Source organism: Wandonia sp. (genome assembly GCF_984588085.1).
On sequence record NZ_CFIGVI010000030.1, the window covers coordinates 11,192 to 35,489 of the forward strand.

At 40.1% G+C, this 24,298-nt stretch carries 19 protein-coding genes; 10 read left to right on the forward strand and 9 right to left on the reverse strand.

The window, feature by feature from the left end; translation table 11 throughout:
- From AC4PL9_RS11080 to dacB, 6 genes are all read right to left on the reverse strand, one after another.
- Positions 1-646, reverse strand: a 646-nt coding sequence (locus tag AC4PL9_RS11080) for a hypothetical protein (protein WP_491604820.1), incomplete at its 3' end; no start/stop codon positions are given.
- Between the two features lie 101 nt (positions 647-747).
- Positions 748-1,221 (reverse strand): SRPBCC family protein, encoded by a 474-nt coding sequence (locus AC4PL9_RS11085; RefSeq protein ID WP_491604821.1) that lies wholly within the window; start codon positions 1,219-1,221, stop codon positions 748-750.
- Positions 1,222-1,272: 51 nt separating this feature from the next.
- Complete coding sequence (locus tag AC4PL9_RS11090) at positions 1,273-2,076, reverse strand: TPM domain-containing protein (protein ID WP_491604822.1); 804 nt, start codon at positions 2,074-2,076, stop codon at positions 1,273-1,275.
- The gene (locus AC4PL9_RS11095; protein ID WP_491604823.1) at positions 2,052-2,489 is read right to left on the reverse strand and encodes a TPM domain-containing protein; all 438 of its coding nucleotides are present in this window, start codon (positions 2,487-2,489) and stop codon (positions 2,052-2,054) included. The genes AC4PL9_RS11090 and AC4PL9_RS11095 overlap by 25 nt, the downstream gene beginning before the upstream one ends.
- A 5-nt stretch (positions 2,490-2,494) precedes the next feature.
- Positions 2,495-3,091 (reverse strand): LemA family protein, encoded by a 597-nt coding sequence (locus AC4PL9_RS11100; protein WP_491604824.1) that lies wholly within the window; start codon positions 3,089-3,091, stop codon positions 2,495-2,497.
- 44 nt (positions 3,092-3,135) lie between these two features.
- Positions 3,136-4,602, reverse strand: coding sequence for a D-alanyl-D-alanine carboxypeptidase/D-alanyl-D-alanine endopeptidase (gene dacB / locus AC4PL9_RS11105; protein WP_491604825.1), 1,467 nt, complete (start codon positions 4,600-4,602; stop codon positions 3,136-3,138).
- 123 nt (positions 4,603-4,725) lie between these two features.
- On the opposite strand from dacB, the gene AC4PL9_RS11110 reads away from it, so the two are divergent.
- The 10 genes from AC4PL9_RS11110 (at position 4,726) to AC4PL9_RS11155 (ending at position 20,948) form a co-directional block, all read left to right on the forward strand.
- Complete coding sequence (locus AC4PL9_RS11110) at positions 4,726-5,892, forward strand: glycosyltransferase (RefSeq protein WP_491604826.1); 1,167 nt, start codon at positions 4,726-4,728, stop codon at positions 5,890-5,892.
- Positions 5,893-5,915: 23 nt separating this feature from the next.
- Complete coding sequence (locus AC4PL9_RS11115; RefSeq protein WP_491604827.1) at positions 5,916-6,695, forward strand: polysaccharide biosynthesis/export family protein; 780 nt, start codon at positions 5,916-5,918, stop codon at positions 6,693-6,695.
- A 4-nt stretch (positions 6,696-6,699) separates the two neighbouring features.
- Positions 6,700-9,048, forward strand: coding sequence for a GumC family protein (locus AC4PL9_RS11120; RefSeq protein ID WP_491604828.1), 2,349 nt, complete (start codon positions 6,700-6,702; stop codon positions 9,046-9,048).
- Entirely contained in the window at positions 9,045-9,593 is a 549-nt protein-coding gene (gene rfbC, locus AC4PL9_RS11125) for a dTDP-4-dehydrorhamnose 3,5-epimerase (RefSeq protein WP_491604829.1), read from the forward strand. The genes AC4PL9_RS11120 and rfbC overlap by 4 nt, the downstream gene beginning before the upstream one ends.
- 24 nt (positions 9,594-9,617) lie before the next feature.
- Positions 9,618-10,670: a glycosyltransferase family 4 protein gene (locus AC4PL9_RS11130; RefSeq protein WP_491604830.1), complete on the forward strand. Its 1,053-nt coding sequence runs from the start codon at positions 9,618-9,620 to the stop codon at positions 10,668-10,670.
- A gap of 75 nt (positions 10,671-10,745) precedes the next feature.
- Entirely contained in the window at positions 10,746-13,538 is a 2,793-nt protein-coding gene (gene uvrA, locus AC4PL9_RS11135) for an excinuclease ABC subunit UvrA (RefSeq protein WP_491604831.1), read from the forward strand.
- Between the two features lie 6 nt (positions 13,539-13,544).
- Positions 13,545-14,222, forward strand: coding sequence for an LOG family protein (locus AC4PL9_RS11140; RefSeq protein WP_343785473.1), 678 nt, complete (start codon positions 13,545-13,547; stop codon positions 14,220-14,222).
- A 152-nt stretch (positions 14,223-14,374) separates the two neighbouring features.
- Positions 14,375-18,550 carry an HYR domain-containing protein gene (locus AC4PL9_RS11145; protein WP_491604832.1) on the forward strand — a complete coding sequence of 1,392 codons (4,176 nt, stop codon included), beginning with the start codon at positions 14,375-14,377 and terminating at the stop codon, positions 18,548-18,550.
- Positions 18,551-18,561: 11 nt separating this feature from the next.
- A complete protein-coding gene (locus AC4PL9_RS11150; protein ID WP_491604833.1) occupies positions 18,562-19,587 on the forward strand; it encodes a PorP/SprF family type IX secretion system membrane protein in 1,026 nt (341 codons plus the stop codon).
- 35 nt (positions 19,588-19,622) lie between these two features.
- The gene (locus AC4PL9_RS11155) at positions 19,623-20,948 is read left to right on the forward strand and encodes a 1-acyl-sn-glycerol-3-phosphate acyltransferase (RefSeq protein ID WP_491604834.1); all 1,326 of its coding nucleotides are present in this window, start codon (positions 19,623-19,625) and stop codon (positions 20,946-20,948) included.
- Here AC4PL9_RS11155 and AC4PL9_RS11160 read toward each other — a convergent pair.
- The 3 genes from AC4PL9_RS11160 to AC4PL9_RS11170 all read right to left on the reverse strand — a co-directional run bounded on the left by AC4PL9_RS11160 (position 20,945) and on the right by AC4PL9_RS11170 (position 24,084).
- Positions 20,945-21,961 (reverse strand): hypothetical protein, encoded by a 1,017-nt coding sequence (locus AC4PL9_RS11160; protein ID WP_491604835.1) that lies wholly within the window; start codon positions 21,959-21,961, stop codon positions 20,945-20,947. The two genes, AC4PL9_RS11155 and AC4PL9_RS11160, sit on opposite strands and share 4 nt — an antisense overlap.
- A 584-nt stretch (positions 21,962-22,545) precedes the next feature.
- A complete protein-coding gene (locus AC4PL9_RS11165) occupies positions 22,546-23,034 on the reverse strand; it encodes a DUF7000 family protein (protein ID WP_491604836.1) in 489 nt (162 codons plus the stop codon).
- Between the two features lie 141 nt (positions 23,035-23,175).
- Positions 23,176-24,084 (reverse strand): hypothetical protein, encoded by a 909-nt coding sequence (locus tag AC4PL9_RS11170; RefSeq protein ID WP_491604837.1) that lies wholly within the window; start codon positions 24,082-24,084, stop codon positions 23,176-23,178.
- Positions 24,085-24,298 lie beyond the last annotated feature (214 nt).

The window sequence follows — 24,298 nt, forward strand, 5'->3', positions numbered from 1 at the left end:
ACTCATTAAAAAGACTCGCCTCCAAAGCAGCAATATACATCCCAACAATAGACTCAGGTGTAAGCACTTCTGCATTGGTTACCTTCACCTTACCTTTTATTCGGGAAGATGACTGTAACACTCCAAAATCACGTAACACAGCTTTATTTTTGAAATACGTTTCCCCAGATGCATCATACACGGTAAGTCGCAGTTCAATCATCGGTTTACGTTTTTTAGTTTTGGATAAATTAGTTGACACACTTCCCTGTGCTCTGATGTCAGCATAAATATGCACATAATACTTTTTCTCCTCTGCCTTTATCGCTGTCCCCTTATTCACAAAAGGCATTCCCGGAAATAACTCAGTACCTGCCGTTACTTTTTCTTTTCCTTTTTTATTGCTGACATACAACATTCCGGACTGAACTCCCAGTTTTTCTGAAACCAGTTCTGCTGTCACTTGCTTTACAGTCTCCAGCAATTCGTCGGGAATACTAATTCCGACACTATAGCCCGTCAAAACGGGACGATCACTTGTCGTTTCAACTTTGTGTTCTTCAATAAGTGTTTCATCTGCTCTGGCGTACAAATAGAAAACTCCCGCTTCCTGAGCCATTGTAATCCCCGCCAACCATACCATTAAAATTGTAACTACTGTTTTCATGTGTTTTGATTTTTAATTTGGTTCAAATAGTCTCAAATCGCATACCAAAACAAAGTAAACACTTGGTTTTAAACACAAAAACAGGGGAAACCCTTACTTTTTCAGGAAAAAAGTGATGCCAATGTCTTATAACGAAAAGTAAAGATGGTGATCAGACGTTTTTTGATCAGGAAATGAAACCATCTACCCAACCTTCCAAAAGGTAATTTATAGGAAACCCTGTCAAACATCATTACTCCATCATCCGTTTCCGTAAACCAATGTTCGTGATGCCACATCGCATAAGGTCCGAATCGCTGCTCATCCACGAACATTTGATTTTCAACCACCTGCGTTATTTCTGTCACCCAGTTGGATTTTACACCAGGGAGAAGTCCTATTTTATATGTGATAATTTGTCCGGGAAAAGCTCTTTCTTCATACGGAGAGGTAATTTCAAACCCCATATATTCAGGTGTAATCCGAGCCAGATTTACCGGGGAAGAGAAAAACTCCCAGGCCTCTTTAAGCGGGATTTTCAGAAATTGTTCAGACTCCAAGGTATAAATCCCGGAATGACGCGTTATTTTCACCATCTTCATTGCGTTTATTTTAGCAACAACGAAAACAGAAATAAGTTCACGCTCCTACCAGCTTCCTCCGGCTCCACCACCGCTAAAGCCTCCGCCTCCGAAACCGCCACCAAAGCCGCCTCCGCCAAAGCCGCCACCAGAAGAACCGCCACCAAACATACCTCTTCCCATACTACCAAAAATAATAGCATCGGTTGCGTCAAACCCACGACCTCCGCGTCCACCGGGACCTTTTCCACCTCCTCTTCTCGAAAACAGGAAAAACAAGATCACAAAAGCAAGAATGATAATGAGCACAGCTCCGCCATTATCTTTCTTTTTCTTTCCGTCTGCTTTATAGGTTCCGGCAATCCGGGCAATCATTTCATCAATCCCTGCCCTGACACCTTCATAATAATCTCCTTTTTTAAAATGTGGAATAATAGTATTACGCACCATTTCACCGACCACTCCGGCAGGTAACTTATCCTCTAATCCGTATCCGGGAGAAATCCACATATCCCGTCCTCCGATATCGATTAGCATCACAATTCCATTATCTGTATCCGCCTGACCAATACCCCACTCCTGTCCCCATCGGGGAGCTAACATACCAATATTCTCACCTTCCGCCGATTTAATCGTAATTACGACAATCTGGGTAGAAGTGGTATCAGCGTACTGAATAAGATAATACTCCAGACTGTCTTTCTGACCTTTTGAAAAGACGTTCGCATAATCATATACTGCTGTTTGCTTTTCACCTTTAGGCTTTTCAGGAATAGTATATTGTCCTGTTACTATACCTGTCACCAAAAAAGAGAACAGAAAAACGATAAAGAACTGCTTACACATTAACTTCTTGAGACTGTATCGCATAATTCATTTTCATTTTTTCCATTATCGGGGAAGAACTCTTTCAAACGCTCTCCGGCTTTCAGAATACCGGCAACTAACCCTTCCTTAAAGCTTCCTGATTTGAAATGAGTAAGCATGGTGTCTCTTGTACAATCCCAGAAATCATCTTCAACCAGATCATTAATTCCTTTATCTCCGATAATATAGAATACATGATCTTCAACAGCCACATAAACCAACACTCCGTTCCTGAGGTCCGTTTGGTGCATTCCTAATTCATCAAAAACCTCTTTCGCTCTTACAAAATGATCCTTTTCCGAATGTTTTTCGAGGTGAACTCTTATTTCTCCGGAGGTATTACTCTCCGCTTCCTGAATCGCAGCAATCACCTCCTCTTCATCCTTGTATGTCAGAAATTCTAGTGTCTCCGGCATCCTGATCAGAAATTAAATTCTACATCAACAGGCTTTTCAGCTCCCGGTTCAGCATCATAATAAGGTCGCTCTGAAAACCCGAACCATCCCGCAAACATTGAATTTGGGAAGCGTTTGATGTGCGTATTGTAAGGCTTTATAGCTTCGTTGTATCGTACACGGGCAGTCTGGATCGTATTTTCCGTACTGGCTAACTCATCCTGCAATTTCAGAAAGTTTTGATTCGATTTGATATCCGGATACTTCTCTACAGTCACTAACAACCTAGAAAGCGCACTACTTACGCCGCTTTGCGCCTGATTAAACTCATTTAATTGTTCCGGTGTGATATTGGAAGGATCTATAGAAACAGAAGTAGCCTTTGCCCGGGCTTCCACTACTGCCTGTAAAGTGGATCGCTCAAAATCAGCAGCTCCCTGCACCGTTTTGACGAGGTTTCCAATCAGGTCATTTCTACGCTGATAAGATGTTTGCACATTCCCCCAGGCTTCAGAAACACCTTCGTTTAATTGAACCGCCTTATTGTTGATTCCAACTACCCAGAAGTACATGATTAATCCTAATGCTGCAATAACCAAAATTGCGATCGTTCCTTTTTTCATTTTTCGTATTCTTTTTTCAGATGGTTAAATATACGGATAATCCATTAAAAATTAGCCATAGCGTTAAATATCGTCTCCATTTTTCGTGTAAGCGAATAAGATGAATTGGTATGATTATTCACAATAATTGCAAACGCCAGTTTTTTTCCTGACTTCGTATTTACATATCCCGCATAAGACTTTACTCTCGACATGGTTCCGCTCTTGGCAAAAATTCTTCCCTGACCGGCCTGTCCCCTGCATACACTGGCAAGCGTACCGGACTTTCCTGCAATCGGCAATGATTTCTCAAACTGAGCTGCACCTTCTTTATTCATATACTTCAACAATGAGGTGAAATGTTGAGCAGATACAGCATTTGACCGGGAAAGACCACTTCCGTCAGTCAGGCGAATTGTAGAAATATCAATTTTATTCGTCCAGTAATCTACCATTGCCCGAACACCATTGGATGTATTGCCCTGACCAAACCTCTGCAATCCAACCAGACAAACCAAATGTTCTGCAAAGAGATTTACACTCCTTTGATTTACCCAATAGGCAATATTGGTAACATCTTTCCCCTTATATTCCATTATCAGCTCAGCACTATCATAATACAAATCCCGAAAGGATTGATTTTTTCGCATAGTCTGATAATGATACTTCACATCAATTCCTGAATTTTTCAAGGCTGATGTAAACTCTAATGCAAACAATTCCTCGGGATCCGGGTTAGCAGCTTTCACCATAAAATCTTCCTGCTTTAACGGCAAGCGACCTTCAACAAACCAATCTTTCGAATAAGGAGCTCCAAAGACATACGCATTATCTCCTTTCACACTTGCTGACTGTACCCTGTTTTCAAGATATAAACCAGGGATATACGGTTCGATACAATCCAGACTTGAACTATCTCCGGCAGTTTCAGAAGTGGAAAAATACAATTTGACCATATTATCGAAGAGGGTTAACCCTGAAGGCCACGCTCCGTAATAATTCCCCATATCACTCCAGGTCCATCCGGCAGGAGCTCCGTCATACCCTAAAGCAGAAGCATCCGCAAGTACGTATCCATCTACTTTTGTGATTCCCAATTCACGAATTGCTTTTACCCAATCGTTTAAAAAGTCTCGTTCTTCGCCGTCTTTGGTAAAATACTTACTCCCAAGTGTGGGGTCTCCTCCTCCTTTAACGATAACATTTCCTGTAAGCACTCCCTCCTCCGATATTGTTCCGGTGTAATACAGTTTGGTTTCGGGTCGGAAATAAGGACCTAACCGTTGAAATGCTGTCGCAGTTGTGAACAGTTTTACCGTACTGGCAGGAGTAATTGCCATTTCACTATTATGTGCAGCAACCGTCGTACCGGAAGCCAGATCAATTGCATGAAAAGAAACAGCTGCTCCCGACAAATCCTTCTGCGCAACAAATGTTTTCAGAGCAGACTCTACTGAATTTTTACTCTCCTGCTGAGAAAATCCAACCACTACCTGAAACAATATCCCTACTAAAACACCCCATCTATTCATACTTCAAAAATAAAATTTATAGTTGGCAAATCCAGCATTTAACTACCCGGATCAAAAAAAAGACAACTTTTTAGTATCTAAATCCGTCCGATCAACGTATTTCAAAAGAAGATAACAGATTTTATGCCGAAAGTTTTACGTATTATCAACAGGTTTAACATTGGTGGCCCAACATATAACGCCACTTTTCTGACCCGTTTTATCAGTGATGAGTTTGAAACCTTACTAATCGGGGGTGTTCCCGATGAAGGAGAAACGGATTCCTTACACATCCTCGAAGAGTATGGAGTCCAGCCTATCATCATCGATGAATTACAAAGAAACCCTAATTTTCAGTCAGACAGAAAGGCTTATAAAAAGATAAAAGAAATCATTCGTGAATTCAAACCGGATATTGTTCATACCCATGCTGCAAAGGCAGGAGCGTTAGGCCGCAGAGCAGCCCATAAGTGTAAAGTCCCTGTAATCGTTCATACTTTTCACGGACATGTATTTCATTCATACTTCGGAAAAGCAAAAACCACTCTTTTCAAAAAAATCGAACAGAATCTTGCTAAAAAATCGACCGGAATCATTGCTATCAGTGAGCAACAGAAACACGAACTTAGCGAAATTCACAACATCTGCCCTGCAGACAAGATCAAAATCATACCTTTAGGCTTCGACCTTGATAAATTCAGAGTGAACAACGAGGAAAATCGTATTGTAATACGGGAAAAATATGCTATTCAACCTCATGAAGTAGCGATTGCTATCGTAGGGCGACTGGCCCCTATTAAAGATCATGCTTTTTTTCTGGATGTAATAGAACGAGTAATCGGTGAAGATAAGCTTCCCATTCGGGTGTTTATTGTCGGGGACGGATCTGAAGCAGGAACAATTCGCGAACGGGTCAATGCTATAAACACAAATTTTCCGGGTCTTATAACGATGACCTCATGGATCACGAATATTGGAGAATTTAATTCTGGAATGGACATCATTGCTCTTACCTCAAAAAATGAAGGCACTCCTGTCAGCCTCATTGAAGCTCAGGCCGGAGGTCTTCCGGTCATATCAACAGATGTAGGAGGAGTGAAAGACATTGTCGCTAATGAAAAAACAGGGTTTATCGTCCCGGTAAATAACCTTGAGTTGTATGCTGAAAAGCTGAAAAAACTGGTCACGGATCAAAAATTACGCAAAAAAATGTCACAAAATGGATGGGATCACGTAAGAGAACAATTCCATTATACCCGATTGGTAAAGAATATGGAGGATTATTATAGAGAATTATTGGAAAAAAGATAACTTTGGCGAAGCAAAACCTAGATATGACGATTATAAAGGTCATTACACCGATTATTTTGATGTTAACTGTTTTAATGACAGGATGCGGAGTAAATTCGAACCTGATGTTCAAGACGCCAAAGGACTTTGCCGGATATGATTCCATTCCTATGTTTCCTGCATACGAGTACCGCATTTCTCCTAATGATCGTGTTGAACTGAAGATCTATACAAATAATGGCTCCAAACTTATCGACTTCTCTTCCGGAGGAAACACGAACGAGACAACTATCGCCCGTTCTTCTAATATATCATTGGATTATCTGGTTCGAAAAGATGGTTTTGCAGAGTTACCTGTCATTGGAGATGTACTCCTATCCGGGAAAACAATACAAGAAGCACAAGAGACGCTAAAGACACTGTATAGTTCTCAATACGTTGATCCTTTTGTTCAGGTCCGGGTAATAAATAAACGGGTAATTGTCTTTTCAGGAAACGGAGCCGAAGCAACTGTTGTTCCTCTTGTTAATCAGAACACAACACTTATGGAAGCATTGGCATTGGCTGGAGGTATTGCCGAAAGAGGACGATCCAAGCATATCAAAATTATGCGTCAGACTCCTCAGAAACGGGAAGTGTATCTGGTAGACCTTTCCACACTGGATGGCCTCTACTATGCAGACATGATTGTACAGGCGAATGATTACATCTATGTTGAACCTGTTAAGCAAATCAGTCGTGAAGTAGTACAGGAAATCGCTCCTATTATCACGATTATAAGTTCAGCAGCAGTGATTATAACGGTAATAACAACATTGAAATAATACGTTGGAAGAAAAGGGATTTATTATAAATAAAGAATTTGAGCCACAAATACTTCTGGCTGTTTTCAAGCGCAACTGGCTCTGGATCCCGTTGATTGTTCTCTTGTTGCTTTCGGGTGCTTTTATGTATCTGCGTTATACCAAACCAATCTATGAATCTAAAGCTATTGTTCAGATTGGAAGCAAAGACCAGGGGAAAGATGTTATCGGTTTAGAAAATCTAAATACCAAAAAAGGGTTATCCGAGGCTGTTGAATTAATGCGTTCCGAATTTTTATTCAATCGGGCAATTGGTAAACTCAACATGAATGTTTCCTACTTCTCCAAAGGAAAATTCCTTACCGAAGAACGTTATTTACAATCTTCTTTCAGTGTTTCGGCCTATGAACTAAGAGATTCATCATTGTGTCAAAAACCAATTTTCATAAGACATTCTGAAAACCGGTACTTTCTGCAATACACTTCAAAAGGAAAGGATACTCAAATTAACTTTACGCCAGGAAAGACAATCGACAACGCTGATTTCAGGATTACTGTTAAAATCATTAATGAATCTGCGTTACAAAACGAGATGAAGGAAAATCAGGTGTATTTCGTCTTCAATACGATTGAAAGTCTCACCCAGCGCCTCCTTCCACATCTCACAGTAGTTCCCCTGAACCCGGAGGCACAGACCATTCAACTTTCATACCGGAGCAATAATGGGGCATTAAGCCGTGATGTAACTCAGGCTGTTTATACAACCTTTTTTGAATATGATGAAGAACTTGAAAAGCAATCTTCTCAGAATATCCTCCGGTTTATTGACGAACAACTGGATTCTTTAGAGAGAGAATTACACAGTTCCAAAGACAGCATCGAACAATTTCAACGGGAGAGTAATTTATCAAATCCGGAACAAATTGAAATCAGTTTAACAGAACGAATTAATACCGTCTCCAATGAGATTTTTGCTATCGAGCTTGAGTTACTGACACTGCGTAATCTCGAAGAAAAAATCACTTCAACTCCGAACCGACTTGAAATTTACAAATTGATCCCTGAATTGATCGGAACCAGCTTTGAATCTACGTTGTATACGCAGGTGGATGATTTACATCGCTTGCTGGAGCATCGGGAAGACCTCTCTTTCTCAATGACAAAGGATAGCCCGGAGTACCAAAAAGCAAACCTGAGAATAGAGCAACGAATTGAGAGCATCAAACTATCCATTAAAGCATTAAAAGAGAGATTAAATTCAAAAATTGACATTCTGAATATCCGTTTAAGGGAGTTTGACAATGAGGTTTTTGAGATTCCAAAGAAAAAAATGGAGCTTTCACGTCTCCGCAATATTCAGGAACTGAATGAAAAGTACTTTCTTCTACTTATGGATAAGCGTTCCATATATTCTATATCCAATGCAGGGTTTGCTTCTAAGAATATTGTACTTAAAGAATCGACACAACCATCAAGTCCCGTAAGCCCCAACCGTAAAATGGTATATGGCGCTGCGCTTTTCATCGGTCTTTTCTTAAGTATGGGGATTATTGCTTTGAAATATTTCATGCATAATGAGATTAATACGATTGATGATCTGAAGAGCCGTCTGCACAATGTTAGTTTTCTGGGAGCTATCCCCCAACACCAACAGAAATCAGAATTTTCAAAACTGGTTGTTCAGGACAATCCCAAGTCCATGATCTCAGAATCTTTCAGAGGGATACGTACGAACCTGAATTTTATTAACCCTGAAGCTAAGGTTTATGCTGTTTCTTCTTCCATATCCGGAGAAGGAAAAACATTTGTCTGTCTTAATCTTGCCGGTATTCTTACAATGACAGGAAAGAAAACGGTTTTGATTGATATGGACCTCCGAAAACCTAAAGTTCACATGGGATTTGAAACGTCCAATAACAAAGGAATGAGTACAATTCTCAGTGGACAGAATACAATTTCTGACTGTTTGCAGAAGAGCTCAATGGAAGATCTTTATTTTATTCCTGCAGGCCCTATCCCCCCTAACCCTTCCGAGTTAATTCTTTCTGAAACGATGAACGAAACACTGGAGGAATTAAAGAAACAGTTTGACGTAATTGTTATTGACAATCCTCCGGTCGGGCTGGTTTCTGACGGAATAGGTTTACTTTCTAAAGCTGACTGCCCTATCTATGTGTTTAAAGCTAATTATTCGAAACGTATCTTTGTCAATCGGGTAATAGAATTAATAGAGGTACAGAAAATAAAAGGACTCAGCATAATCCTGAATGCTGTAAGCCCGAAACGTAACCATTATGGTTACGGCTACGGTTATGGTAATTATTATGAGGACGAACCCAAACAAAAATTCTGGAAACGCTTATTGGGGAAATGAAATTTACAAAGGGAAAAATAGAAGGGCTTTGGATTCTTGAGCCCGAAATATTCGGAGATAACAGAGGATATTTCCTTGAAAGTTTCAGAAAAGATCAATTCCACATCGAAACAGGACTACAAGTCGATTTTGTACAGGATAATGAATCCATGTCCGGTAAAAATATTCTCAGAGGACTTCACCTCCAAAAACCACCTTACGGACAAGGAAAACTTGTTCGGGTTACAAGAGGGGCTGTTTTGGATATTGCGGTGGATATCCGAAAGAACTCTCCCTCATACGGACGTTATCAAATGATTGAACTCAATGCCACCAATAAACTACAGTTCTTCATTCCGGAAGGGTTTGCCCATGGGTTTATGACATTAGAAGATGACACTGTCTTCCAGTATAAGTGCACCAATTATTATGCTCCTGAGCATGAAACAGGTATTCGCTGGAACGACCCTGATCTGGACATTCCCTGGCCGGACATCAGTGGGGTAACCATCTCGGCAAAAGATGAAAAACTCCCACTTTTTAATGAATTTATATCACCTTACTAATTCAATCAACAAATAACAACCACCATGATGATCTTTGCTTTCTTTGTTGTTAGTATCTGTTTGTCGATTCTGATCTGCGGCATATTGCTGAAATTTTCCAAAAATCTGGGTATTCGTAACTATCAGGATTACATTATCAGATGGAGTGCCCAAACCAAACCCTCTCTGGGAGGAATCAGTTTCTATATCGTCTTTCTTTTTTCATTAATCTTCTACGCGATTATTTTCGGAGAAGACGATGTCTTTCGAAACTCGAAACTTCTGGGATTACTAACAGCCGGTTCTCTTGCATTCCTGCTGGGACTTGCAGATGATGCCTATAATACCCGTCCTCTCTTAAAGCTGGGCGCCCAGGTGGTCACCGGATTAATTCTTGTCTATACCGGCACATACCTCCCCGTCTCCAACATTCTTTGGATTGATACTGTATTTACTGTTATCTGGGTTGTGGGGGTGATGAACTCAATCAATATGCTTGACAACATGGATGGGATCTCTTCGGTTACTGCGATTGGAATTCTTCTAGCTTCCTCATTTGGTTACTTTTGGATTCACAATCAGACAGCATCAATCTGGTTGATCCTGAATTTTTCCGTCATCGGTGCATTGATCGGCTTTTTATACTACAACTGGAACCCGTCTAAGATGTTTATGGGGGATGCCGGAAGTATGTTTCTGGGACTTTATCTTGCTTTCACAGCAGTAGATTCACTGTGGAATATCGGAGTTCACTACGAAAACCACAGATGGCTCGGAATGCTTGTCGCATTAGTAGCCTTTACTCCCGCGGCAGCTGATACATTTACGGTTGTCATCAATCGCCTGAAAAGAGGTCAATCTCCCATGATTGGTGGAAAAGATCACACAACCCACCACCTGGTATACAAAGGTCTAAAAGACAAACAGGTTGGGGTCTTCTTTCTGATAATAAGTGTTCTTTCTGCCTGTATCGCCGCAACAATGATTTATCTTATTTCAGTCAGCCAATTGCTGTACGCATCTCTGTTAGCTCTTTACTTTCCGCTTGTTTTCGGTTACTTATTCTACAACACCAAAAAGTACAAACAGAAAGACTAAACATTTTTATTTTTTCGGCGTTCGTGTACTAATCCATTTGGTTAATTTTGTAACTTTTACGATTCAAAAAATAGTATGACACTGGAAGCGAAAAACCAAATAGAGGTTTACGGAGCGAGAGAACATAACCTGAAAAATGTTGATCTGAAGATCCCCAGAAATAAGCTGGTGGTATTTACAGGGCTTTCCGGAAGTGGAAAAAGCTCACTAGCTTTTGATACTATTTTTGCAGAGGGACAACGTCGCTATATCGAAACATTTTCATCGTATGCCCGACAATTTCTCGGAGGGTTAGAGCGACCTGATGTGGATAAAATTGATGGACTAAGTCCTGTGATATCTATTGAGCAGAAAACCGTTTCCAAAAGCCCGCGTTCAACCGTGGGAACAATCACTGAAATTTACGACTTTCTCCGTCTCTTATACGCCCGTGCTTCCGAAGCCTATTCCTACAAGACAGGAGAAAGGATGGTCAAATATTCGGACGACCAGATCATTGATCTCATTATTGATCAATTTGAAGGAAAGCGTTTGATCCTTCTGGCTCCCAAAGTAAAAGGGAGAAAAGGACACTACCGCGAACTTTTTGAGCAAGTTACTAAACTCGGATTCAATAAAGTACGTGTAGATGGTGAACTAAGAGATATTACTGCAGGAATGCGTCTGGACCGATATAAAATTCACGATATTGAAATTGTTGTCGATCGTATAAAAGTAGATTCGAAACAAAGACAACGGGTAAATGAATCGGTTCAATTAGCGATGAAGCAAGGGGATAGTTCATTAATTATACTTGATGCTGATTCAGGAGAAGAGCGTTATTTCAGCAGATCACTTATGTGTCCTTCGACGGGAATCAGTTATCCGGAGCCTGAACCTAACTTGTTTTCTTTCAATTCTCCCTACGGAGCTTGTCAGCATTGTAATGGTTTGGGTGAAGTTTCGGAAATTGATATTTCCAAAATCATTCCTGATGACACGAAATCAATCAAGTCAGGTGGAATTGTTCCGTTGGGGGAATTAAAATCCAAACACCTTACGGATAAAATCGAATATATTGTCAATCGCTACGGTCACAAACTAACGACACCTATTAAAGAATTCGATGAACAACTGGTTCGCGAATTACTTTTTGGAAATCAGGATGACAACAGAGGGTTTGAAGGAATTGCAGGATTCATCAGCCGACATTACGAGGAAAACCCCTCTGCTCCGATCAAAAGATGGGCAGATGGTTTTATGAATAAAATTACATGCCCTTCCTGTAACGGACATCGCTTACGTCAGGAATCGTATTATTTCCGTATCGGTGACAAACATATTGGGGAAATTGTAGAACTCGACATGTCCGATTTGAACCAATGGGTTCTTTCGTTAGATACCCTGTTGAATGATTCTCAAAAAGTAATTGGTCGTGAAATCATTAAGGAAATAAAAGACCGTGTAGGCTTTATCCTTCAGGTTGGTCTTGATTACCTGTCGCTTAATCGTCCGGCAAAATCCCTTTCAGGAGGAGAAGCTCAACGTATCCGACTTGCTACGCAGATCGGATCAGAATTAGTTAATGTTCTCTACATTTTGGACGAGCCCAGCATCGGACTGCATCAACGGGACAACACCCGTTTAATTGAGTCCTTAAAAAAACTGCGTGACACCGGTAATTCAATTATAGTAGTGGAACACGACAAAGAAATGATTGAGGCCGCTGACCATATTGTTGATATTGGTCCGGGAGCCGGGATTCACGGAGGAGAAATTGTCACTGTAGGTACTTATAAAGATATAATTAAAGGTAAATCGCTAACTTCTTCCTACCTGAACGGAACTAAATCCATAGAAATCCCCGAAACAAGAAGAAAAGGAAACGGTAAAAAGCTGGTACTGAAAGGAGCCTCCGGAAATAATCTGAAAGACGTCACATTGCGTCTGCCCCTTGGTACTTTCACCTGTATCACCGGAGTTTCGGGAAGTGGAAAATCAACGCTGATTAACGAAACACTCTACCCGCTTTTAAACAATCATTACTTCAACGGCGTTAAGAAAATTATGCCGTATAAGAAAGTATCCGGTTTAGAGCACCTCGATAAAGTAATTGATATTGATCAAAGTCCGATCGGTAGAACACCTCGTTCTAATCCAGCCACCTACACCAAAGTGTTCGACGAAATCCGCAGTCTTTTCGCTCGTCTTCCTGAAGCCCAGATCCGAGGATACAAACCCGGAAGATTTTCTTTCAATGTGAAGGGCGGAAGATGTGAAACCTGTCTGGGAGCAGGTGTAAAAGTAGTGGAGATGAATTTTCTTCCGGATGTACTTGTCGAATGTGAAACCTGTCAGGGAAAAAGATACAATCAGGAAACACTGGAAGTTCGTTATAAAGGAAAGTCAATTAACGATGTTCTTGAAATGAATATCGAAGAGGCTACCTCCTTTTTTGAAGCAGTACCTAAAATACATCGTATTCTACAAACCTTATCGTCTGTAGGTCTCAATTATATCAAATTAGGACAGCCTTCCACAACCTTATCAGGAGGAGAAGCTCAACGTATCAAACTGGCTTCTGAACTGGCAAAGAAAAGTACAGGAAAAACAATTTATATCCTTGATGAACCCTCCACAGGATTACACTTCGAAGATATCCGTATGCTGATAGAAGTTCTTCAACGCCTGGTTGATGAGGGGAATACAGTGGTCGTTATTGAACATAATATGGATATTATAAAAGTTAGTGATTATATTGCAGATCTGGGACCTGAGGGAGGACGAGGAGGAGGAACAATTGTTTGTGAAGGGACGCCTGAAGAAATTGTAAAAAAATACAGTGAGGTTTCGCACACTGCGCGCTATCTCGCATTAGAATTAAACTAAAAAAGAATGACAAAAAAAGATTGGAACGAAATTAAAACCAATGATTCCTGGGCCATATTCAAGATCATGGCTGAATTTGTAGAAGGGTATGAAAGAATGGCCCGAATAGGACCTTGTATTTCTATCTTCGGATCTGCCCGGACCAAACCGGATAACCCGTATTACCAGATAGGAGTAGACATTGCTGAACAATTGGCGAGAAAAGGATACGGAATCATCACCGGAGGAGGTCCTGGCATTATGGAAGCGGGAAATAAAGGTGCTCAAAAAGGAGGTGGAAAATCTGTTGGATTGAATATCGCACTTCCATTTGAACAAAACCATAATCCATATATTGACTATGACAGCGTTCTGGATTTTGATTACTTCTTTGTCCGCAAAGTGATTTTTGTAAAATATGCACAGGGATTTGTTATCCTTCCGGGAGGTTTTGGAACACTGGATGAGGTATTTGAAGCTCTTACGCTAATACAAACTAAAAAGATCAATCACAGACCTGTGGTATTGGTTGGTAAAAAATTCTGGACGCCGTTAATTGACTGGATCCGAACGGAAATGTTAGAGTCAGAAAACAACATTTCCCCAAAAGACCTTGATCTTTTCAGTATAGTTGATACTGCTGAAGATGCTGTTCAATACATCGATGAATTCTATAAGACACATGAATTGAGTCCTAATTTTTAACAGAAAGCCTTCTTCGGAAGGCTTTTCTTTTTTCCCTCTCTTTCAACCTCCTCTATTATCACCAGATATTTTAAAATATTCCCATACTATTGTATATTAGCAGAAAATTTGATGTAACTGCTACATTAATATCATTGAGAATCTATATGATTATGAACGTATTAACTACTTCAACAATGCGAATAAATTCTTTTTTCAAATTCGCATTTTGTTCATTTATTTTATTTTCAACAGGTATTTTCTCGGTCTCGGCGCAAACCGTCACCCTGTTTTTCAGCGATTTCGAGGGAGCTTCCACCGAATGGATGAGAGATGGTATCCCGGGAGAGAATAGTTGGAACATTGGAGAGTGTGCCGGTAACGGTCCTTCATCTACAGGAACCTTTTCGTCTTACGTTTCCGATGGTATTATAGACCCCTGCGGGGCTGTATACACATATACAAATTCGACTTCTGCGAGTAGTTCGATTATTTTATCCCGTGAAGTTGATGCATTTTGCGGAACCAATCTCCTTTTAACTTTTGACTATAATATAGGAGGAAATGCCGGAGATTATGGCGAAGTAGTTTATAGTACAGACGGTGGAACATCCTGGAATGTTGTATCCGGCTCAAACCTGACGCTATCCGGAGGTTGGTCATCCACGTCTGTATCTCTTCCTGCTTCGCTGGAAGGAACTACTTTCGACCTGGGGTTCCGGTATACGTATGATAATTCAATCATTGATCTTCCATCACTTGCTATTGACAATGTGCTACTTGAAGCCACAGACATAATCGATCCGGTTATCACTTGTCCGTTAAGTGATACCGTAGTTACTCAAACAGCTACCTGTAACGGTGATATTGGAGAAGTATGGAAACGATTAATTACCGTATCAGATAATTGTACGGATTCTATCGATATTGTTTTTATACAAACACCGTTAACCCATACGCTATCCGGTCATCTTGATAATATTAATGTAGATCTGACAGCATACGATGAAGCAGGAAATAACACATCCTGTACTGTCAATATTGTATTGATTGATGCGACAGCCCCTACTGTCAGCTGCCCATCGGATATGAATGTAAATGTTGACGCTTCCTGCGAATATCAGGTTCAGGATTTTTCAACATTGATTTCTCCTTCGGATAACTGTTCCGCAACCGGAGACCTTGTAATTACGCAAACTCCGGCTCCATTAACCACGTTGAACGGACATGGAACAATGCAAGCGGTACAACTGACCATTGAAGATGAAGCAGGGAATCAAACCAACTGTAATTTTGATATTACTCTGGTAGACGGAATCAACCCTTCCGTCACTTGTCCAACCGATCAAAATGTAACAGCAGATGCTTCCTGCGAAGCCGTTCGCGCAGACTACACCGGTTCTATTGTAACGTCAGACAACTGTTCTGCACTTGGAGACCTTACGATACTTCAATCACCCGGTATCGGCGGCACTGTTACAGCCGATGAAGTTATCACAATTACAGTGACAGATGAAGCCGGAAACAACAGCCAATGTACATTTAATACAACTTTTGTTGATGCAACAGCACCTTCAGTAAGCTGTCCGGTTAATCAGGTTGTAAATTCAAATGCTTCCTGTGACATTACCGTATCGGATTACACAGGTTCTATCATTGTTACTGAAAACTGTACAGCTCCGGCAGACCTGGTTATTAATCAATCTCCGGCTCCGGGTGCAACACTTAGCGGATCAGGTACTCATCCGATTACTATTACAGTAACAGACGAGCAGGGAAATTCCGATCAATGTAACTTCTCTATCTCTGCAGTTGATAATACAAATCCTGCGATTTCCTGCCCGGGAGACCAGACTGTTAATCTGGACGCAAACTGTCAGGCGACACTGGCTGATTTCTCCGGAGACGTTACCGTAAGTGACAACTGCTCTGCTGTAGCTGACATTCTTATTTCACAATCACCTGCTGCAGGAACAGTTTTATCCGGACACGGAAATACGATTAGTGTCACAATGGAAGCTGAAGATGAGGCTGGGAACACATCTGATTGTCAATTCAATATCAATTTAATTGACAACATTTCTCCTTCAATACTTTGTACATCAAGTACAATTACGGTTTCAACAGATGCTTCATGTAGTTACACCGTAACGGATATGGCTGTTAATGCAACAGCAACAGATAATTGTACAGCGCAGGCAGCTATTATCAGAACGCAGTCTCCGGCAATTGGAACATCTCTTGCCATCGGGACACATACTATCACACTTTTTGCCGAGGATGAAAACAATAACATATCCCAATGTGACTTCACGCTGGAAGTAGAAGATAATATTGATCCTGTAATTGCTTCGTGTGCGCCAAATACAACGATAACAGCTGATCCTGATTTCTGTAACGGGACATTGGGAGATTATAGAAACTTAATCTCTGCTTCTGATAACTGCTCACCGACTGTTGATTTGACAATCACACAATCTCCGGTACAGGGAACGGTTATTACAGCTAACCAAAATGTAACATTAACAGTTATGGATGTATCTGGAAACAGTTCTGTTTGTTCCTTTAATGTAGGTTTAGTTGATGCAACATTACCCGACGTAACCTGTGATGCAACTTACACAGCAACTATTGTAAGTAATTGTGATTACCCAGTTCCGGACTTATCGTCCGTAACATCGGGGACAGACAACTGTACAGCAACAGCTAATCTTGTCTTCTCACAGGTTCCTGCTGCAGGAAGTTTGTCCAGCGGAACAACCAATGTGACTGTATCTTTAACTGATGAAAGCGGAAACAGTGGAACCTGTATCGTTCAGGTAATTGCAGATGATACCACTCCACCGGTCATTACATGTCCTGGAGATCAAACTGAGGATATCGGTACAGCCTGTACTACTTCTCTAAATGACTATACATCGCTTGCTGTTGTCAGTGACAACTGTTCAGGATTTACCGTTTCTCAGCTTCCCGCTCCGGGAACAAACCTGATAACAGGACATCACCCAATAACATTGACTGCTCAGGATGTGGCAGGGAATGAGTCAACCTGTACTTTCGAATTATTCATTCAGGAAAATACTGCTCCTCAAATTACTTGTTCATCGGATATTCAGTCGTGTGATCCGACAGTTACATTTACAGAACCTGTTGGAACGGATAACTGTATTGCGATTACAACGCAAACAGATGCAAGTGGTCTTGGTTCAGGAGATGATTTCCCTGTAGGAGTAACGACACTAAGTTATGAGGTGGCTGATTCTTCAGGTAACACAGCCTCTTGTTCATTTACAGTTGAAATTTTCAATTTCCCAGGTCAGGCCGATGCAGGTATGGACTTACAATTATGTGATACCATCTCAACTGTAATTTCTGCCACTCCTCCTGCTCAAGGTACAGGAGAATGGACGGTATTCAGCGGATCTGGATCATTTAATAATCAGTTTGCTCCTACCACAGGCGTTAACAACCTGAGCTACGGAATCAATAAACTCGTGTGGACAGTATCTACAGCTCAGTGTGGTAGCTCATCTGACACGTTGGTAATTGAAGTGTTTGAACTTCCTCTTCCGGCTTCGACAGTTGATTCGGTTTATGCCTGTGATTTGGACTTTGTTCAATTGACAGCCAGTCAACCTTCAGCTGGGTCAGGACTTTGGACTTCTACCAGTGGCAATGTTGTCTTCTCAAATCCTGGTAGCGCAATTACTTCAGCGTCAAATCTGGAGCAAGGATGGAATGAAATTGTATGGTCTGTCTCTAACGGTTCCTGTCCCGTATCTCGTGACACCGCAAATGTATACCGTACAGAAAAGGCGACCATTCTGACACCTTCAGAAGATGTTACATTATGTCTTGAAAATAATGCCATTACTATTGAAGGAAATCAGCCGGAAGTATCTACATCTGTTCGTTGGTACTTCATTGAAGGAACCGCGTTTATTTCTGCTCCGTTTGAGCCGGTAACCGATTTGAATGAAATCCGGTTCGGGACGAATCAACTGGTTTATGAGCTGAAAAAACACGAATGCCCTGCTACACGTGATACGATTGCAATTACAGTAGAAGCCTGCAGTGAGTATGGTGACTTCCCTAATATGATTACCCCAAATGGCGATGGAGACAACGATGTTTGGGTGCTCAATAATCTGGACGCAATGCACCCCGAATGTCTGGTACGTGTATTTAACAGATGGGGGAACCTTGTTTTCGAATCAAAGGGGTATTCGTACAACTGGGACGGAACCCATAAAGGGGAGCCTCTTCCAATGGGGACGTATTACTATACAATTGAATTCAATGATGAACAGGATACCGTTCTGAAAGGTACAATCAGCATTATCTATTAATCGAGAGAATCATGAAGAAATTATTTATCATATCACTGGTTACTTTAGGACTTTCAGGTACCGTTACAGCACAACAGGAAAGTCAGTTTACTCAATTTTACCTGAATCCTTATATTTTTAACCCTGCAGCATCAGGAATGACTTCACTGATTGATGTTAATCTGGGATTCAGACAACAATGGGCCGGCTTCAGCGGTGCACCGAGAACCATTTTCGGTACGGTACATTCCCGCATTAAGTTTAACAAGAAGGACGGTAATGCTCTTCAAGAGTTCAGACCTGACGGTGCGTTTTTCTCATCACCACAAGTTTCTACAGGCATATTGAAACATGTTGTCGGAGGACGGGTATATTCAGACCAAATGGGTCCCTTTAACAAAATGAGTCTGGGAGCCTCTTATTCTTTCCATTTTCCATTAGTAAAATCAGTTAACATGTCTTTTGGTGTGTCGGGAGGATGGAGTAACTTCGGATTAAATCCGGATAAAGTTAACCTGTACCACCAGAATGATGCTTCCTACATGAATTTACTTACCAATGGAGGGAATCAGAATTTCTTTGATATGCAGGCGGGAACTATGATCTATAGTAAGTACTTCGAAATCGGTTATTCCATGACTCAGGTTATTGGTAATAAATATGCTGTAGAAAGTATCAATACCGGATCTCGTTTTGAACGTCATCATTTTATCTATCTGGCTGGAAATATTGACCTGAATGAAGCATGGACTGTTTCTCCCGCCTTATTTATGAGAACTGTTAAAAATGCTCCTTTCAATTTTGAGGGAATGCTTCGGGTACAATACAAACGTATGACCTGGTTAGGAGTCGGATATCGTAATACCGGTTCTTTGACCATCAGTGCCGGAGCTAATTTTGCCAAAAACTTCCGCATTGGTTATTCGTATGATGCAGGTATAGGTAAATACAGAACTGTTCAATCCGGAGGAAGCCATGAAATTTTGCTTGGTTTTATGATCGGAAAAAACAGAAAATTAGAGAAAGAGATCGATAAAAGTAAGAAAGAAGAGGAATAAGAACGTATATTTGTGCCCTATTTTTATAAAGATAGATGAGACCTCTGTATTTAATTCTTAAAATTGTTCTGAACTTTAGTTTACGAATCTATTATAAGCGTCATGCCAGAGTGCGTGCACCAAAGAATTTTGTAAACCGAACTATATACGCTTCCAATCACCCCAGTTCCTTTATGGATCCGTTGATTATTGCCGTGCGGCAAAATCCTATTGTTCATTTTATGACAAGAGGAGATATTTATAAGGGTGTTATGAAGCAGGTATTCTGGAGTGCACACATGTTACCCATCTACAGAAATCATGACGGAGAAGATGCCGTTCGGAAAAATCAGGAAGTTTTCGATACAGCTGCTAAAGAACTCCGACGCGGAAGAGGTATTATCATGTTTGCTGAAGGATTTACGGATGATAAGTTTATCCGTCGTCTTAAACCGGTAAAAAAAGGAAGTGTCCGTTTGGGATTTGAAGCACTCGAAAAGTGTAACTGGAAAAAAGAAATATCCATGCAGGCAGTCGGGTTGAATTATACAAACCCGAAAGAGTTCAGAAGTGAAATCCTTGTCGCTTATGGTCCGAAGATATGTTTGAATGATTATAAAGAAGTCTATCTGGAAAATTCCGGAAAGACGATTTCGGAAATCACCAAACGAATAGAGAAAGATATGCGCGACCAGATTACGCATGTCGATAAAAAAGAGTGGTGTTCGCTTCACGAAGGAGTTATGTCACTTACCCGAAAGGGAATGAATAATGAGAACAAAGACGAATCCATTCCGCTTAAAAAGCGCTGGGAATACTCCAGAAATCTTGCGCTATGGATGAATGAACATGAAGAGGACAAGGAAGAAGAATTGGATCAGTTAAAAGAAGAGGTTGATGGCTATTTCAGCCTTTTGAAAAAATCAAGACTGCAAGAACGATTTATCTACGAATATGCTACCAAAGGTAAAATCAGTCTCTGGAAAAACTATTTACTTCTTTTCCTGGGATTCCCTTTTGCTTTACTGGGTCTTATTCACGGAGCTCCCTCCTATTTTATCATCAAACCACTCATTGAAAAAGCATTTCGCAGAGATGTATTCTGGAGTAGTGTGAAAATGGTAGCGGGACTCGCAGTTGCCGGTATTTATAATATTCTTTTCATCTTTCTGGTTTACTATCTGATTTACCCCAATTGGTGGGTAGCTATCGGTTACTATTTTGTTGTTCCCGGAATTACGTTTGTTATATTCCATTACTGGTGGAACAATTTCAGAGAGCTTAAAATCCGAAAAATACTTCAGGGGAAAGATCTTGGTAAATTTGTTTCCAGACGTACAGTATTGCTTGAAAAGATCAAATCCCGTATTCCGGTAGCTTAGTTCCCGTCGAATCTAATTTCCTCAATTCGAATTTCCGGAGCATTTCCGGGAATTCCGGGCTGACCATCTTGCCCATCTGCACCGGGAACACCTTCAAATTGAGTTTCTGCTTTTGCTTTACTCTTTCCCGCACGTCCTCCGGCTCCCCCTTTACCGGGTAATCCTCCTGCAAATTCTACGGTCAAATTTTCTTTCAGGAAAGCAACTCCGGGATGTATATAGCAAACCAGGCTTCCTCCATTTCCACCATTGCCCCCTTTACCTCCATCTCCGCCATTACTCTTATGACTGTATTTATTACTTCCCCGCTGTCCTTTACCCCCATTTCCGCCATCTCCTCCCCGCACATCAATATGAATGGGCGTATATAATTCAGGAAGCTGGTAAACAGCCACAAGAGAATCTTTCTTATCAATCGCCTGAATAAGAATCAGACTATCGCCATTGCTGGTATAAAACGGACGAATTTTGAGTTCCAGATCAGCACCATTCACTCCATTGGTTCCGTCTTCGCCGTCATTTGCTCCATAGTAAAACAAAGTGCCGAATAACTTTTTATTCCTCCCGAATTTTCCTTTTGCTCCGGCATTCCCACTAAAATCCAATTGAATTTTTCCTTTTCGGTTGAGTCTGAATTCGTATTCAACCTCCTTTGTGTATGTATACCCTTTTAAATCCTGTACATATTCCATTTTTATGTTTAATCGTGTTATGGTATCAAGGTAACTTTCGGGGTAAGGCGCTAAGGTCAGGTATCCCACCAGACGGTTCTCTTCCTTTACAAATTCGAATCCTCCATTTTTGCATGTAACATCAAACTTGTCAATATAAAATTGACTCAGGGATCTTGTTTTTCCGTTTTTTAGCTTTTTTAGAAAAAAATCAAACCGTACGGTTGTACCATAGTTCATTTCTTTCGGTTCCGTGTATTCAATAATAAGTTCTTCTTTCTGCGCATGCAGTAAAGTTGGAAATAACACCAATAGTATAGAGAATAGTATCGTTCGGTTCATACACATATCTACTTTTAGGTTCATTATAAAATCACACGTAAACCAACAAGTATTGTACCAATTATCAACCAGTTAAACTTCGTTGAGATAAATTCATCTCTTTGATTGTTCCCACGCACGGTTATTCTGTCGATTGCTTTTAATGGAAGTATCTTACTATCTTAATCCAAATAGATGTCTCCTTTTTTAATTTTAAACCCTATTAACTCTGAACAATCTACATTTTCACCATTGTAAACACCGGGTTTTCCAGTCTCCATTTTCCATTAAAAACTTCTCTATTTCCCAAGACAATTTTGACTCCTTAGCAGTTAATAACAATTCCCATCACTCCTTTTACTTTGGTTTTTGGATGCGATTTTAAAGACTCTATTTTCTGATTCATCAGATCGATTAACTCCTGGTCTGACAAACTACAAACAGCCTGCTTTTGTTGATCCCACCCGCTGTAGAGTGAGTAAAGTGTCACCGCACGCCTCACTCAAAAGCTGCTATTAGTTGTGCATTACTAAACAACTAACAAGCAAAAGAGTGATAATACTATGCTATTTTTCATACTGTCCTATTTAATCCCTACTATAAATCTAATTTATTGTTTTTAGATACTTTACTACCTCATCCGAGATCCGGAGCATTTTAGTCTCTATTTGTTCGGTTAGCTTATCAAGATCATTAAAATCAGGAGTTATAACCAATGTGGTTTCAAGAATAGAATAGTCTGGCATTTCGGTTTTATTTCTATTCCATTTTGCTGTTTTCAGTAATTCCCAATATTTCTTTTGAATGGGAATAGTGTTCCCCAAAAGCCAAATTTCAAATCTTATTTCCCGGTGATTTAACACAAGCCCGAGTTTTAGTTTTTTACTTTTCAAAAAGTCGTTGGAATAATAGAAATAGGTATAATCAAGATATCCTTGTAGAATTCCGGAAAATGCATATTGATGTGAAAAACGTTTACTGCAATCCGTTCGCAATTTCATCATAAATTTTACCAGCTCTTTATAAGCAATCGCTATATCTCCTTTATTCAGTTGCGCTTTATAAATGGCAACATATTTATTCAGATCTTCCATAATTATTCGCTCAAATAGTATGTAGCATGATCGTTAAATGAACTGATTTCGATTGATTCCTAACGAGGATACTTTTGTGCAAAAACTCTATTACATATATTTACCATCTAAAAACAACCAACCATACTATATCTACTACTTCTATATTTCTCGTACAAATTTTGAACTCATCCAACCTGTCATTTTCGTAGGTACTTCTTCAAGATCATAAAAATGGGATTTAGCAGGTTTAACATCTGTATCCATTTCAACATACCACCATACACGACCTGTTTCATCTATTGACTCTCCTATTGCCGTACCTTTAACTCCTCTATTAAATTCCGCAATGATATTATCCTTCCCTCTATCTACACCGTACCATAAATCTACTGTATCAATTTTCGGTGTTGCTCTCAAATAATAAACATCATTTTCAACAACAAATCTTTTCGGTTTCTCTATTTGTTTATTGGGCAATTCAGTATCTTCAGTTCGGGCTGTTCGATTAAGTAACGTGAAACGCATCGTATCTCTCGATGTACCCACCCTATAATCCATATTGAATATCATATAAGAGCCACAGCATCCGGGGTCTTCAATTGACAAGCTCCCCAATCCTTTTTCACTAATTTCCAAATCTGTAACCTTTTGAAATTCGTCAAATACTTTCACAAATGTTGTATCAACGTTTAGATAGATTCTAACACAATTGGGCTCTCCTCCACTCCACCCTTCAAAAATGCAATCCAAATCATTATCAGTATCTATATCTATAAAATGAAAAGCCTCAATATTTTCTTCTTTCCAATTATCATTAACTGCTAAGTATTCAAAATCAAATCTTAGCTCCTCCATTAGATCTAACTTTTTCTCTTTTTGAATTACTTCGTAGCCCGACCAATCAAATCCTTCCGTAGTAATATCACTATTATCATCCCCAATGACTCCAACTTTACCAATGTGAATAGGGCTTGTTTTATATGACTTATTTTCTTCCTCATTATCTCTACTCTCCACACAAGACGAGACAAAAACAATAAATATAACGATACCGGATATGAATTTCATATTATTTACGTTTGGTTACGAATAATTATAATTTAAAAGTACTTCTCTCTCTAAGACTCCCTAATTAGTTAATCGGTTTAATTATTTTTATCAATTAATATTGCTAATTTACAACTCTATATCTATCAAATGAGGAGCAAATTTGCTTTTAAAAGTAAATCAATCGCATGGTTTCATTGTCGCTCAGTTCTTTCAGGCTATACTTTTTAATAAG

Excerpts from the sequence above, each read along its gene's own strand:
- rfbC (WP_491604829.1), top strand. The coding sequence starts at position 9,045 with ATGAAATTTACAAAGGGAAAAATAGAAGGGCTTTGGATTCTTGAGCCC.
- AC4PL9_RS11130 (WP_491604830.1), top strand. The coding sequence starts at position 9,618 with ATGATGATCTTTGCTTTCTTTGTTGTTAGTATCTGTTTGTCGATTCTG.
- AC4PL9_RS11155 (WP_491604834.1), top strand. The coding sequence starts at position 19,623 with ATGAGACCTCTGTATTTAATTCTTAAAATTGTTCTGAACTTTAGTTTA.
- AC4PL9_RS11160 (WP_491604835.1), bottom strand. The coding sequence starts at position 21,961 with ATGAACCGAACGATACTATTCTCTATACTATTGGTGTTATTTCCAACT.
- dacB (WP_491604825.1), bottom strand. The coding sequence starts at position 4,602 with ATGAATAGATGGGGTGTTTTAGTAGGGATATTGTTTCAGGTAGTGGTT.
- AC4PL9_RS11100 (WP_491604824.1), bottom strand. The coding sequence starts at position 3,091 with ATGAAAAAAGGAACGATCGCAATTTTGGTTATTGCAGCATTAGGATTA.
- AC4PL9_RS11165 (WP_491604836.1), bottom strand. The coding sequence starts at position 23,034 with ATGGAAGATCTGAATAAATATGTTGCCATTTATAAAGCGCAACTGAAT.
- AC4PL9_RS11150 (WP_491604833.1), top strand. The coding sequence starts at position 18,562 with ATGAAGAAATTATTTATCATATCACTGGTTACTTTAGGACTTTCAGGT.
- AC4PL9_RS11145 (WP_491604832.1), top strand. The coding sequence starts at position 14,375 with ATGAACGTATTAACTACTTCAACAATGCGAATAAATTCTTTTTTCAAA.
- AC4PL9_RS11085 (WP_491604821.1), bottom strand. The coding sequence starts at position 1,221 with ATGGTGAAAATAACGCGTCATTCCGGGATTTATACCTTGGAGTCTGAA.
- AC4PL9_RS11095 (WP_491604823.1), bottom strand. The coding sequence starts at position 2,489 with ATGCCGGAGACACTAGAATTTCTGACATACAAGGATGAAGAGGAGGTG.
- AC4PL9_RS11140 (WP_343785473.1), top strand. The coding sequence starts at position 13,545 with ATGACAAAAAAAGATTGGAACGAAATTAAAACCAATGATTCCTGGGCC.
- AC4PL9_RS11090 (WP_491604822.1), bottom strand. The coding sequence starts at position 2,076 with ATGCGATACAGTCTCAAGAAGTTAATGTGTAAGCAGTTCTTTATCGTT.
- uvrA (WP_491604831.1), top strand. The coding sequence starts at position 10,746 with ATGACACTGGAAGCGAAAAACCAAATAGAGGTTTACGGAGCGAGAGAA.
- AC4PL9_RS11115 (WP_491604827.1), top strand. The coding sequence starts at position 5,916 with ATGACGATTATAAAGGTCATTACACCGATTATTTTGATGTTAACTGTT.
- AC4PL9_RS11110 (WP_491604826.1), top strand. The coding sequence starts at position 4,726 with ATGCCGAAAGTTTTACGTATTATCAACAGGTTTAACATTGGTGGCCCA.
- AC4PL9_RS11170 (WP_491604837.1), bottom strand. The coding sequence starts at position 24,084 with ATGAAATTCATATCCGGTATCGTTATATTTATTGTTTTTGTCTCGTCT.